At 46.0% G+C, this 13,384-nt stretch carries 11 protein-coding genes; 3 read left to right on the top strand and 8 right to left on the bottom strand.

The window, feature by feature from the left end; translation table 11 throughout:
• Positions 1-7 precede the first annotated feature (7 nt).
• The 3 genes from EXT48_RS21270 (at position 8) to EXT48_RS21260 (ending at position 3,515) form a co-directional block, all read left to right on the top strand.
• Entirely contained in the window at positions 8-1,243 is a 1,236-nt protein-coding gene (locus tag EXT48_RS21270; protein WP_130165702.1) for an ATP-binding protein, read from the top strand.
• A gap of 119 nt (positions 1,244-1,362) precedes the next feature.
• Entirely contained in the window at positions 1,363-2,322 is a 960-nt protein-coding gene (locus EXT48_RS21265) for a DUF3137 domain-containing protein (RefSeq protein ID WP_130165701.1), read from the top strand.
• 251 nt (positions 2,323-2,573) lie between these two features.
• Positions 2,574-3,515 carry a PD40 domain-containing protein gene (locus tag EXT48_RS21260; RefSeq protein ID WP_130165700.1) on the top strand — a complete coding sequence of 314 codons (942 nt, stop codon included), beginning with the start codon at positions 2,574-2,576 and terminating at the stop codon, positions 3,513-3,515.
• A gap of 83 nt (positions 3,516-3,598) precedes the next feature.
• On the opposite strand, the gene EXT48_RS21255 is transcribed toward EXT48_RS21260, so the two are convergent.
• From EXT48_RS21255 to EXT48_RS21220, 8 genes are read right to left on the bottom strand one after another with little or no spacing between them, the layout of a single operon-like run.
• On the bottom strand, positions 3,599-4,498 hold the full coding sequence (locus EXT48_RS21255; protein WP_130165699.1) for an SMP-30/gluconolactonase/LRE family protein: 900 nt from the start codon (positions 4,496-4,498) through the stop codon (positions 3,599-3,601).
• A 7-nt stretch (positions 4,499-4,505) separates the two neighbouring features.
• Positions 4,506-6,875, bottom strand: coding sequence for a family 20 glycosylhydrolase (locus EXT48_RS21250; RefSeq protein ID WP_240703419.1), 2,370 nt, complete (start codon positions 6,873-6,875; stop codon positions 4,506-4,508).
• 4 nt (positions 6,876-6,879) lie between these two features.
• Complete coding sequence (locus tag EXT48_RS21245; protein ID WP_130165698.1) at positions 6,880-7,833, bottom strand: sugar kinase; 954 nt, start codon at positions 7,831-7,833, stop codon at positions 6,880-6,882.
• Complete coding sequence (locus tag EXT48_RS21240) at positions 7,830-9,260, bottom strand: sodium:solute symporter family protein (RefSeq protein WP_130165697.1); 1,431 nt, start codon at positions 9,258-9,260, stop codon at positions 7,830-7,832. The genes EXT48_RS21245 and EXT48_RS21240 overlap by 4 nt, the downstream gene beginning before the upstream one ends.
• A gap of 37 nt (positions 9,261-9,297) precedes the next feature.
• Complete coding sequence (locus tag EXT48_RS21235; RefSeq protein WP_130165696.1) at positions 9,298-9,684, bottom strand: RidA family protein; 387 nt, start codon at positions 9,682-9,684, stop codon at positions 9,298-9,300.
• A 31-nt stretch (positions 9,685-9,715) separates the two neighbouring features.
• On the bottom strand, positions 9,716-11,182 hold the full coding sequence (locus EXT48_RS21230) for an amidohydrolase family protein (RefSeq protein ID WP_130165695.1): 1,467 nt from the start codon (positions 11,180-11,182) through the stop codon (positions 9,716-9,718).
• Positions 11,182-12,054, bottom strand: a complete 873-nt coding sequence (locus EXT48_RS21225; protein WP_045988986.1) for a MurR/RpiR family transcriptional regulator — start codon at positions 12,052-12,054, stop codon at positions 11,182-11,184. The genes EXT48_RS21230 and EXT48_RS21225 overlap by 1 nt, the downstream gene beginning before the upstream one ends.
• Positions 12,055-12,067: 13 nt before the next feature.
• Positions 12,068-13,294: an amino acid deaminase gene (locus EXT48_RS21220; protein ID WP_130165694.1), complete on the bottom strand. Its 1,227-nt coding sequence runs from the start codon at positions 13,292-13,294 to the stop codon at positions 12,068-12,070.
• Positions 13,295-13,384: the final 90 nt, after the last annotated feature.

The following is a 13,384-nucleotide window of genomic DNA, read 5'->3' as shown; positions in this document are numbered from 1 at the left end:
TGTATTTGTGCTAAAACTATTACTCAGCCTCTATTTGGCTGTGTTTACCAGTATTGTCGTCATCAACCAAGTGAGCGAAGCTATTTGGTCTCATTGGGTGCACTCCGCGCCCGATGAGTTGCGACACGCAAAAGCGGTTGCCAACACACTGAAATCCACGATTTCCTCAGTTCAGCTACCCCAAGAGTCAGAAACGCTCAAAATACTCAACATGGACGATGTCGCTTGGCTGCCTGAGCAAGCCAGCACTTTAGTTCAAGGTGGTATTTTAACGAGTTTTGATGATGAAGGCCGCGCTTGGCTGACTTTCAAAGTACCCGATTCAACATTGCTGCTGCAATTAGGGCCATTAGCACCGGCGGCTTCTGCCGCCAATAAACAATGGATCATCAAGTTGCTTTCTTATGCCGTGCTCGCGTTTTTACTTATGCTGTGGATAAGACCCTTGTGGCTTGATTTATTGCAACTGAGATATATCACCGAAAATCTCACTCAAGGTCAACTGCCCAAAGCGACCCGACATTCCCGGTTTTCTGCCATTTCAAATTTAACCGAGCAGATCCGCGACTTAGCGTCTCAAGTTGCAAGGCTAATTGAAAACCAAAAACTACTCGTTAATGCGGTTTCTCATGACCTGCGCACCCCACTTGCCAGACTTAAGTTTGCTTTAGCTATGCTGCCAGAGCAAAGCCGTGAGCAAGCAAGTGATATGGCGGACGATGTGGTCGAAATGGAGGCGATGATTGATGAAATGCTAGCTTACGCACGGCTTGAATTTGAAGTAGAGAAACTTGAGATAACGCCAATTGACCTTTGTGAACTTGTCAGCGATCAGATAAGCAAACTCAATAAGCTTACCGATAAAAAAATAACGTTCAAGAAAATGAGTAATACAGTCATCATCTCTGGCAACCTACATTATCTTTCTCGGGCTTTGCAAAATATCGTACAAAACGCTGATAAATATGGTCGCTCAACCATAGCGATTAATATTGAGTGTGACAAAAGCAACGCTTATCTTCATATTGAGGATGACGGTGATGGAATTCCTAAATCTCAGTGGGAGTCGGTTTTTATTCCCTTCTCGCGCTTAGATGAAAGTCGCAGCAAAGATAACGGTGGCTATGGCCTTGGACTGGCTATCGTACGCAAAATCGCCACTTGGCATCGCGGCAGTTGCCATGTTGGGTTCTCCGAACTTGGTGGTGCTAAGTTTACTCTGACTTTGCCACTGGCAAACTAATTTGCCTAGGGATAGGTATAGCGGTGAATACCGCATAAAACAAAAATTTTACCTTAACCATCTTATTTGGGTAGAATTTTATACCAATTGTATTTAAACATGACTTACAAGGAAAGTTTATGGCTTTATTAGAACAGAGGTCTCTCCATCATATCGATCCGCGTCTAGCTGGCGTTGAGATGCAGTTAAAAGAGGCCTATTACAATTTAGATAAAACCACATCCAGCTTTGATAGCGATCTTGACAATAAATTGAAGCCGCTTAAACGCTATAAGTGGTGGGCAATTGGTATTGCAATCCCGTTACTATTTCTTGCGCCTTTTCTCTTAATCTCAATAATTCCTATCTACTTTTTGTTAAAACACTCTCTTAAGTCTTTCACTAAGGGAGTGTTAACTCGAGCTTATATGATGGCGCCAATTGCTTCGGCGCTTAACTTAGAATATTCAGTCGGCGGTAATTTACTTATCTGCGAGGAAGCTATCAGTGCAGGTATATTAACCAAAGGAGGACGAGCAGTAGCTGAAGATGGATTTAACGGCGAAGTAAATGGCATTCATTTTTACTTTACCGAAGTGCATATACGCACGCTTCATCAGAATAATGACAGTAAACGTTTGTTTAATGGTGCAGTTATAAAACTGAGTATGCCTGAACCTGTAGATACCCCAATCGTGGTATTACAAGATGCGGGACTTTGGAACATGCTGATAAGTCGACGTCAATCTCTAAAAGGATTACAGCGAGTTAAACTTGAACAAAAAGACTTTGAAAAAGAGTATCAAGTCTATGCTAAAGATGAACAAACCTGCCGCGAAGTACTCACGCCAGAATATATGGCAAAATTGTCGCAAGTCAAAACGTTCTTTTCATCCGGTAACCTACCAAAAGGGTTAAAAATCCCCGAAGTAAAAGCCCAAATGTTTATAGAAGGTAGCGATATACTGATCACTCTTGATTATGGTGCCAATTTATTTAGCCCAAAAAAACTGCAAAATGAATATGATCCCAGCTGGGCTGAAGATATCGCAAAACAATTTTTACTGATTGAAAATTTAGCAAAAAGCCTGGTGCGCTAGCAGCCGGCTTTTTTTTGTAGTTGAAAATACGATAACCCAGCGCTGAATACAGCGGTATTTAATACAGGTAATAACAACCGCTGTAGCAATCTTAACAATCAAGGAACGAAACTATTTAGTGATTGTTTTACATTAGTTTACACGTGGCTTTACGCCATAGCTGATACAGTGTTCTCTGTTCAAAAGAATAATGTAAATCGCTTACCCCCTGTTACTGTAAGCAGGTTTATCTAGCGCTTAAGGAGAGCAGCATGAATATTATAAAACCCACCCCCCCCTTACTTTTTGCAGCCGTCATGCTCACCAATCATGTCCATGCTAACGAAGCCTTTCCAACGTTAGAAGGACCTTGGCTTGGCCAGACACCGCCGGGGTTAACCGCGCAGCTTTTTGCCCCCGATATCATCTCGATTAATGGTCGTTATGAATTCGGTGTGTCGTTCTCTCCCGACCTTACAGAAGTGTATTTTACCGCCTTCGAAGAGCAAGAAAATGTGGATTCAAGCCCACGGATCATGTATTCAAAAATAGAAAATGCACAGTGGACTCAACCTCAAGCCGCAAATTTTACTGGTGGAAGAATGAGTTATGAACTGGTCCCTCATGTAAGTTTGAACGGCAATCGGATTTACTTTACCGCGCGTTCAGATGATCCCAAAGCGTCCGGAATTTGGTACGTTACCCGCGGCAAAGATGGCTGGAGTGAGGCTAAAAGGTTCGATTCGGCAATAAATACGGGTAAGTTTTCAGACTTCAACCAAAGCGCAAATGGCGACACTGTTTTTTCCAATATGTCAGAACGCAAAATGTATACCGCAGAAAATAAAAACGGCGCGCTTACAACTCCCAAAGCCATTGATATTGAGTTTGGATTTCATGGTTTTATTTCGCCCGCTAACGATTACCTATTGGTTAATAGTCGTCACAGAGGCGATAAAAGTCGAAAAGATAACGACCTATATGTCTATTTTAAGGAGCAGGATGGCACTTGGTCTAGCCCTATAAATTTAGGTGAAGGGGTCAATACCCCTTATTCAGAAACCGTCCCAAGAATTACACCCGATGGTAAATACCTGTTTTTTGGTAGATATAATGAACCCGGTGATGTATCAAACATTTATTGGGTAAGCACCGAGGTCATTACCCGGCTAAAAGAAACTTATTTTGCCGGAAAGTCGACTAAGCAGATTTAGCAGCGTATTCGATATGGCAGCTCAACTTCGAGCTGCCAGTTACCTCTCTTTAATTGCTGATGGCTAATTTACACTGAGCCGAACTATTTATCTCGTCCTGCAAACTCTACCTCAACCATCTCGATAGCGCCGCGTTTTTGCATGGTAATAAATAAGCGTTTCCCCTCCTCGCCACCAAAAGCCACATTGGTCGGATGCTTGCCTTTCAGTTTAATTTCTTTCATTAGCTTGCCCTGAGGTGAAACCACAGCGACCACACCAGCGCCATAACGGGCGATATAAAGATTGCCTTGGTTGTCCGTACGCATACCATCTAAGCCAAAATCGGTAAACGAGATAAATAATTGTTTGTTACTAATATTGCCTTGTTCATCTAACTCATAGCGCCATACTTTACGCTGCACGCTTTCATTCACATAAAGTGTTTTATTGTCAGGGCTAACTTCAATGCCATTGGTGGTGCCCATATCCGCTTCCAATAAGGTTACTGCTCCGTTTGTATTTATACGCCAAAGCTTACCGCTACTGGCTTGCCAATTAGGATCGCTGGCGAAAAGAATTCCGTTGTCCATGATCGCAAGGTCATTAGGTTGATCCATGCGATTATCGTGAGCAAATACCGTCACGAATTGTGACAAGTCACCACCTTGTGCAAGTGCCGCTTTGGTGACTTTAAGCACGTTATGATTGACGTAATCGGCTATATACATATTGCCTTGCTTATCAAAGCGAATACCGTTACCAATAGAGCCATTTTTTAACGTCAGCAGGGTTTCCGCTCTGCCTTGCGCAGTCACTTTACCAATGGTGCCTTGCTGTTGATGATTAACCGCATACAACACGCCGGTATCATCCACCGCAGGTCCCTCAATACCTTGCGTGAAAACACCATCCGTTATCCAATCTTGTGTATCTACAACCATGTTGGCAGCTACATAACCACTGCTCTGTAGCAAAAATAAACTGAGTATGACCTTTCTCATGACTTTCCTATTTACAATGAAGGTAAAGCGCTCGAACTGGATATATTCCAGTTATGACCACTTCATCCGTTAAATTTTGCAGCGCTAACAGCTTGCTATCTAGGTGCGGAGCCTGTAAAGCCCCTTTACAAACCTCAAGCACTTGCTGACTCAATGTAATAAACTGCGTCACCGTTAACGCCGTTGAGTGTGCTTCTGTAAGTTTGGGACTTTGCTGTAACAGTGTTAACGCCTCAAGCCCCGCTTGCCAACGTTGCAATATCGCGCCAATGTGCGCTAACGCAGTGTTATCACCAGCGATATAGCTTGCGACTCGCTCCTCAAGTAGCCTCACCTGACGGCTTTCAACCGCAACATAGTCGACAAATTTATCAAGTGCTGCAAACTGGTGATACTCGTCGTTTAAGAACTTAATATGGTGACGCGTGTAATAGTGACTTGGCTCTACAAGCTCTGCAAGATGAGTGAGTAATGCAAGCGTAGCCTTGCGCTTTGGCTCATCCAAGGTTGTGCTGATAAGCCTATTAAAACCCGCTTGTTGCTGCGTTTTATGACCTAAGCCAATGACGTTATGTGCAACATCGCTTATATGATCCAATCGCGCGTACATCTGCTTGCTATCCGTAAGCGTTTTAGCAGACCATAAACGCTCGGCAATCACAAAAAGTCGCGGCCATATTCTGACATCAAGATTATGTTCGCTGACCATTTCGCTCCAAATGGTCGCCTCGCCACCTAAAATACGAGCACCATTTTCTTGGCTTAACGGTGTTGAAACCTTGACTGGTTGTGGTTTTTCAAGCGCCTCAAGTGTGAGCGGATAACGGCTATTACCAATCATTACCGTGCCTTGTTGCTGCGCTGTATTAAACTCAAACTGTAACGGTCCCATCCAACTATCCATGGTAGCGATAAATTGCTGAGTCTTGCTAGTAATTGGCTTATCTGTTTGTGCTAGCTGATGGCGGTTGTTATTAAGCTTTATAAGCACTTGTTCGCCCAACACCACAAGCTCGCCTTTGACTGCGCTGCCTTTTAGGCGTGGGATCGTAAAGGCTAAGCTTAATACTCGCGGTTGAGTGAGATCCACTGTCGGTAGCACCGGATGTGGGTCGTTACGGTAATGAAATGATGAATACTGCGGCTGATCAATATAAAACCCGGTTGATAAAATACCTTGATAACCTGCTTCTGCAATTGCAGTTAATGAATCATGACCACGCCAAGACTGCACGACAGTATCCGTAGGCAACGCCGGATGAAAAATTTCATCCCATCCCATCATCACACGTTGGTGCTTAGCAATAAGCTTTTGTACGCGAATATTAAAGTAATTTTGCAGGTCGTGACCGTCTTTCAACGCATGTTTTGCCATTAACTCCTGTATTTCAGGGCTTTCCAACCAATGCTCAGGTTCTACCTCGTCACCCCCAATATGCAGGTAGCCGTCTGGAAATAGACTCGTCATCTCAGCCAGTAAATCGTCGATAAAGGCGTACACATCAGGACTTGCGATATTGAGCAGTGGCTTAAATACTCCCCAATGACGCTCCATCTCATAAGGTTGCGCTTTAGTCATCAGCTCTGGGTAAGCGACGGCAATCGCGCTTGCATGCCCCGGCATACCAAATTCAGGCACCACGCGGATCCCTAAAAGGCTTGCATACTCAATCACTTCTTTCACTTCTGATTGACGATAATACAATCCGTCTGAGGCCAGTTGAGTCAGCTTAGGAAACACCTTACTTTCCATTCGCCAGCCTTGGTCATCAGTTAAGTGCCAATGCAAAACGTTTAGCTTTGCCGCAGCCATACCATCGAGTTGGCGCTTTATTGTCGCAATTGGCATAAAGTGGCGAACACTATCAATAAGTAGCCCACGCCAAGGGAAGCGGGGACTATCGCTGATCGTTGTATAGGGGAGTATGAATTGACTCGATGTATTACTCTGGGCCAATTGTAATAGGCTAGCAAGACCGTGCTGCGCGCCGAAAACGGAGGTTGCGCTAAGCACTATTCCACCCTTTTCAATATGAAGCTGGTAGTCTTCTGGCATATTCAGCTGAGGAAACTGTAACTCGGTTTCGATATTTTCTACGCGAATGGTTAAGTCCGCTTTGCCACGCTTTACTACCCGTATCGGAATAGGTTTTCCAGTAATGCGCTCAATGTATTGCTGCATTCTGGCGAGCAAAAATGCCTGCCTCTGCGCACTAAAGCCGTGTATCGCAACCTTGATTTCGTTATCAAATACTAGCGAGCCTTCGGTCATACTCACTTGTTGCGGCATGGGCATAAGCGACAGTGGTGTTGCCTTTGCAGTTAAAATCGGCAACAACACGGTGAATAAAAAAAGACTAAAATACATTCTCATCATTACACTATTCCTGAGTAACAAGCTTTGGCAGAAAGTCGGCAGATATCAGCGCGCCGTGATGCTGGATCACCTCGGCGGCAACTTGGTGTGCAAAGCACGCAGCCGTTTGCAAATCGCGACCTTTCAGCCAATGCGCTAGAAACCCCGCCGCAAACGCATCGCCCGCACCACAGGTATCTAAGATAAGCTGCGGCGCTATGTTTTGCGCCGCGATATAAATAGGTGAAGAATTATTAGGTGGCGCGATCACGCATGGCTGAGCACCTTGGCGAATAACTAAGAGTTGTGAGCTTTGCTTTTGATGCTCTGCGATTATTTCGTCCACATTTGCGGTGCCATACACTGCATATTCGTCCTCGTCGGTTAAAAATGCGATGTCTGCCAGCGCCATTACAGCCTGATAACTCAATTTTGGGTTATCACTACGCCAAAGGGTTTGGCGATAGTTGTTATCAAAAAAGATGAGCCCACCTCGGTTTTTAAACGCGGCTAACGCCTCAAATAAGTGCTTTCTCTGTGACTCATCTAGGATAGCAAGGCTTATTCCAGAGAGATAAATTGCATCAATATCCTTGTTGTGAAGCGCCTGAGTTAAGGTCTCATCACGCTTAAAATACTGCCTTACGGGGCTGTGTTCACGGGCAAAGGTAAAGCGTCGTTCCCCTTTCTCATCGAGCGTAATCCAGTACTCGCCAACCGCGCTATGTGGTTCAAGCACAATATAGTCTTGTCTGATGTTGGTGTTTGACAACATATCAAGCAAGTTTGTACTGGCCTTGTCCGTACCAATGGCGCTGGCAAAACTGACTGCGATGTGGTTATCGTTGCTTTGCTTGAGTAACTGAGCCAAATACCAAGCCGTGTTAAAGGAATCACCGCCAAACGAGCTAGTCCCGTCTGCTCTATGCTCCACCATACATTCACCAAAGCACAGCAACTGTTTTATTGCGCTTTTCATGATGCCACTTCCGTTTTTTCGGGCGATGCGGTAACACTGGGTTTTGTCACCACACTCGTCAATACACCAAACATCAAAGCACTGAGCAGCGCAGGAATAATCGGGTTACCAAAATAAGCCAGCCAACCGTCGTTCATACCAACGAGCAGGGCAGCCACTGAACCTGCCATCAAGGTGACTAAACTGCCTTGCCAAGTATAACCTTGCCAAAAGCGCCCCAATAACCCCATCACACAAAGCCCCGCTAATACAACGGAAATCATTTTGGTGATATAGCTAATAATGTCGCTCGACAACACCGCCATAAATAATGCCAGCGATACGGTAGTCAGCATGGCAATACGAGAGACCAAAAGCGGATTGTGTGGCGCAATATTTCCCTTACACCAAGTCAGATAAATATCAGCAACCAACACACTGACTCCAGCAATGGCGTCGGAGCTGGCACTAGAAAGCGTTGCAGAAATACCCGCCAATAAAATAAAGCCGCCAATCAATACCGGCATCGCCGTTAACGCCAAATAGGGGAAAGCAAATGAAGGGTTGTCTAAACTCGAGTTAACTGCATAAGCACCAATACCAATCACCGCAGGAATACATGAAAACCCTAAATAAAGTAATCCCGAGATAATAAACGACATACGAATACTGCCTATGCTTTTGGCGGAATAGATCCGCTGCCTAAACGATGGGGTTGCCAATACGCCCACCAGCACCGCCAGCGCCATTGAAATAGCAGGCAACAAACCAATATTTTGATATGAAAAGAGCCCAGCTCCCGCTGCAACCGAAGCACTGGTTAGCGTTTGCCAACCACCGACCACCTCGACTACAAAGTAGGTCATCAACAAAAAGCCCGAAAACAAAATAACGGCCTGAATAGCATCCGTCCAGACTACCGCCGAATATCCACCTAAGGTCACATATACCGCAAGTCCCAGTCCAATAATCAGTTTTGCACTGTTCTCATCTAGCCCAGTAAGCCAGGCTAAATACATGCCCCCGCCAATCAAATGTGCGCCAAGCCAGCCGACACTTGCCGCGTAAATCAATATTGCTAAGAGCTTTTTAACGACTTGATGATTGCCTACATAGCTTGCTAACTCTTCACTCATTGTCGCGAAGCGCTCAGCCCTAACCGGCGCAAACAACCAAGCCAGCAATAAAATACCCAGCGCGCCGCCAATGCCATAAAGCGTGCCCGCCCAACCGTGTTGATAGGCAAAGCCGACCGCTCCCATCGACGAGCCGGTGCCGACCATAGTGGCAACGGTGGTGCCTAGCGTCAGCATCAGCGGTACTTTTCGCCCAGCTAATAAATAGTCGCAATTTGACCGTTGCCACCGAGATGCCAGCCAACTCACCATTATCATGGCAGACAAATACAACAGAAAAATAAGCAAATACACTTGCTGACTATCCGTCATGCTTCTCCTCCTGTGAACATTGTTGTTCGTATAACGTCTATTCGCCTTTGTAACAGGTGACATCGACCTCAACTTTACAGTCCACGACTAAGTCGGCCACCATGCAAATTCGCGCAGGAGGATGCGCTGAAAAATACTCTGCAAAAACCTTATTAAAGGACTGAAAATATCTTGCGTCAGTTAATACCACAGAAACATGCGTAACATGCTCAAGGCCATAACCTGCCTCGGCCATAATCGCGATACAGTTTTCTATGGTCAGACGCGACTGCTCAACAATGCCACCCTCAACCACTTCACCATCTCGCATTGGCGTTTGCCCCGAGACCTTTAACCAACCGCCAGCTTCAACCGCTCGTGCAAAGGGTAAGTGTTGTCCACCAGTACCCGTACCGCCTTCAGCACCTATTCTTCTTATTGTCATGTTAACCTCTTGATGATTTTTTTGATTTTTATTAGTTTTGACGCGTTAAAAATCGTCCTGCTCGGCCGAAATCGACAATGGTGTCTGCATTCGCGCCCTCAACATAGCTGAGCTTGCCATTCACCCAAACCTTCACAATGCCTGAGGCAAGTTGTTTTGGATTACTGTAACTTGCTTGGTCTAGAACCCGATTGGGGTCGAATAACACCAGATCGGCAAAGTAACCAATTTGAATATTGCCACGTTGCCGCAGCTTAAAGCGCGCTGCTGGCAACGCTGTCATTTTGTAGATAGCCAATGCCAACGGCAGCGATTGTTGTTCTCTACAATAATGTCCTAGCACCCGCGGAAATGTCCCCCACAGTCTAGGATGCGGATGCGGATCGCACGGCAAGCCATCAGACCCCACCATGCTGTGTTCATAACTTAAAAATCGCTGCACATCATCTTCCAGCATACAGTGATACACAGCGCCCGCTGGCTGCAAGCGCTTTGCTGCTTCACGCTGAGACACTTGCCATTGCGTAGCAATGTCTGCCAAGCTTTGCTGTGCAAGTTCTGGATGAGACTCCGACCAAGTAATAAAAATGTCCGTCTCCTCCGTCACTTGATTAAGATCTAAGGTGCTTGAACTCGCGGCGTAAGGATAGCAATCGCAGCTCACTAGGTGTGTTTGCCTATGCTGTTCAAAATGCGCTAATACCTCAGACGCTCTGCCCCAATTCTCTCTACCTGCGCATTTTATATGTGAGATAACCAGCGGCAGTTTGGCATGCTCTGCCGTTGCAAAGGCTTCGTCCATGGCTCGGATGACTCCTTGAAATTCTGTACGTAAATGCGTGGTATAGATACCATCAAATGGTGTAACAACCTCGGCCAACGCATTCACTTCAGCTTGACTTGCCCCCTTCGCATTGTAATAAGCAAGGCCAGTACTAAACCCTATCGCCCCCTGCACCATCGCTTGGTGCAGTAAGGTTTTCATCTGTTCAAGCTCTTGCGCATTAGCGGCTTGAGATAAATCCGTCATGACCTGCGCTCTGAGCGTTGTATGACCAACTAACATGGCTAAATTGACACTCGGAGCGGCCTTATTAAAGGCATGTTGATAATCCTGTAGTTCACGATAGGCGAATTCTGATCGCTCCCCGAGTAAGTTAATGGGGTCGAGCGGCGCTTGATTTGTACAGTAAGGCACTGCGCTAATGCCACAATTCCCAGCAATGACGGTGGTGACACCTTGGCTCACTTTGCTCAGCATATGCGGGCCTCGCAACACTTCAAGGTCATCATGGGTATGTACGTCAATAAAACCCGGCGCGAGCACTAAGCCCGTAGCATCGATGCATTGCTGTGCTTGCAAATGGTTGCAGTTGCCAAGCGCAACAATTTTGTCTTTGCTAATCGCAACATCCACCACTTGCGCTTCAGAGCTTGGTTCAAAATACACCGTTGCGCCTTGAATGAGGGTATCAACATAAAGAGATGAGCTCAGCATTAATCCCCCAAAGGAAAGCGTTTATCGGCAGGTGGCATATTGCTGTTTTTATCTCGATGCTGATCTAACTGGGTTTTAAGCCGTCGGAGTTTTTCTCTTGAGCGCTTTTGATTACGGATAGCAACTTCGCTCGACAAAATGTCCACCGCTGCCATCATGGCATAGCGTGCAGCGCTGGGCTTAAATATGTAGTCACTTTCTTGAGTTTTGATGGCTAAGTGGTGATCGGCAATGTCCGCTAAGTCGCTCACTGGACAAATAGCAATAATCTCGGCACCATACTCTTTGGCGATAAGCGCCGCCGCTTTCACATCAGGAGAAACACCACTAAGCGAGAGACAAATCACCACATCCCCTTTATTCACCGTTGCCGCAACCATGCGCATCATCATAGGATCGGAGTGAGCATTACTAAGTACGTCCAAGCGAAATAAGCGATTTTGACATTCTTGTGCCATCAAGCTGCTACCACCACCAACCCCAAAAATTAAGCAATGACGTGTGGCGCAAATCACTTCACTCGCCTGCTCCACAACCGCTTCATCGATGAGTCCCGCATTGAGCGTGAGGATCTCCTGAATAGAGGTATAAACATGAGAAATCTTTTCTTTTTCAATTGGCTCAGGATTTGTAAAACGCTCACCAATTGCGGCTGATTGTGTCAGCTGAAACTTAAGGTCACGTACATTGGTACAGCCTAGGCTGCGCGCTAACCGTGTGATGCTGGCATGACTGACCTGTGCTTTTTCGGCTAACTCACTAATGGATGCGCTTGCGGCAAAGTTAAGCTCAGCCAAAATAAGCCGGGCAACTTTTTCTTCCGCAGGGCTAAAGTGCCCCAAACCTTCCTTAATTTTGCTAATAATGTCCACAGCTTCGCCTCAATTAAAAATAGGTAGAAATGGTTTGGGTGATCACCCAATCTCGCTCGACAACACCAATTTGTCGCCACTTATCAAAGGTCAAGCAAGGATGAGAAGTCGAAAAGCAGATCATATCGCCAACCTGTACCTCGCACCCAGATGCAATACTTACCATAGCATGTTGATCCATGATTGTTTCGACCTTTACCGCGCCGTCTAATGAGCACAGCTGCTTTGACGGCGGAGAGTAAATCAGCTCTGGTGTGGGCATGCCAGCATCAAATGCGACATCCCTTTTACCCATACCAATTATCGCGACACCCGGCTCTGGAGTCGAAAGCACGTAAGCCCATATGCTTAAGCTCGACACCAAACTTTCCCCCAAATCGCAAGCGAGATTGCTCCGTGATAACACAGCTTGCTGCGCATCCTGATAGATCCCGGTATCGTGAATAAGGTAGCAGCCGGGACGGATCACAAATCGAAATTGCTGAGCCTGTTCACTTTTGTTTAGTGTCTTTGTCACAACATCGTACCAAGCAGACCCCGCCCCCGTGATAATAGGTAACGCCTTTGAAAACACGTTTTTTTGTCGTAAATCTTCCGCTGTTTTTATTACTGAACTAACGAATGTGGCGATCCTTTGTTCGGCATTATCACCGTGGATCACGCCTTCATAAAATCCGATGCCTGCTACCTCTAAGCTAGCATATTGTTGGCATACATTGACCAGCTGCACTAACGTTGCAAGATTGCGCCAACCAGCGCGACCGCCTTCAACCCCCACCTCGAGTAAAATAGAAATACGCAGCGACTGCCGGGTAAAAAATGTGCCTAAGGCATGGGCATTTGCAATAGAGTCAACAAAACAATAGAGCTCAACGTCAGTATCAGTTAGCATGTTTGCAACTTGCTTCATATGATATTCGCCAACAAGTTGATTCGCTAAGATCACTCGTTTTGCGCCCGCGACTATGGCCACGGAAACTTGTGGCACAGTCGCTACCGTGACGGCCCATGCGCCATGTTCAAGCTGTAGCTTAAATAGCGCTGGTGACATCGTTGTCTTGCCGTGGGGTGCCAATAATACTTGGCTTTCCTTTGCAAAATTCGCCATCCAATTCGCGTTGTGGCTGATGGCGTCTTGCTTTATCACTGCAACTGGCAAACTTACCTGCTCTGCGAGAATATCCCAGCCGCTACCTTCTAGTTGCAGTGGGTCGCCAGTGCCTTTCGCTAATATTGTCATTGTTTATTCAAATCCTTGAGTTTAAACATTAGTTCCCCACGTCAAAATAGTACATTGACTTACTGCGATTGGTATCAGGCCAAGCTGCAC

The sequence above is a fragment of the Pseudoalteromonas sp. CO348 genome (genome assembly GCF_004208845.1).
GTDB classification, from domain to species: Bacteria; Pseudomonadota; Gammaproteobacteria; order Enterobacterales; family Alteromonadaceae; genus Pseudoalteromonas; species Pseudoalteromonas maricaloris.
Note: the sequence above shows the minus strand (reverse complement) of the source record. Positions and strands in the feature narration are given on the sequence as shown.

Excerpts from the sequence above, each read along its gene's own strand:
- EXT48_RS21265 (WP_130165701.1), top strand. The coding sequence starts at position 1,363 with ATGGCTTTATTAGAACAGAGGTCTCTCCATCATATCGATCCGCGTCTA.
- EXT48_RS21260 (WP_130165700.1), top strand. The coding sequence starts at position 2,574 with ATGAATATTATAAAACCCACCCCCCCCTTACTTTTTGCAGCCGTCATG.
- EXT48_RS21255 (WP_130165699.1), bottom strand. The coding sequence starts at position 4,498 with ATGAGAAAGGTCATACTCAGTTTATTTTTGCTACAGAGCAGTGGTTAT.
- EXT48_RS21250 (WP_240703419.1), bottom strand. The coding sequence starts at position 6,875 with ATGATGAGAATGTATTTTAGTCTTTTTTTATTCACCGTGTTGTTGCCG.
- EXT48_RS21245 (WP_130165698.1), bottom strand. The coding sequence starts at position 7,833 with ATGAAAAGCGCAATAAAACAGTTGCTGTGCTTTGGTGAATGTATGGTG.
- EXT48_RS21240 (WP_130165697.1), bottom strand. The coding sequence starts at position 9,260 with ATGACGGATAGTCAGCAAGTGTATTTGCTTATTTTTCTGTTGTATTTG.
- EXT48_RS21235 (WP_130165696.1), bottom strand. The coding sequence starts at position 9,684 with ATGACAATAAGAAGAATAGGTGCTGAAGGCGGTACGGGTACTGGTGGA.
- EXT48_RS21230 (WP_130165695.1), bottom strand. The coding sequence starts at position 11,182 with ATGCTGAGCTCATCTCTTTATGTTGATACCCTCATTCAAGGCGCAACG.
- EXT48_RS21220 (WP_130165694.1), bottom strand. The coding sequence starts at position 13,294 with ATGACAATATTAGCGAAAGGCACTGGCGACCCACTGCAACTAGAAGGT.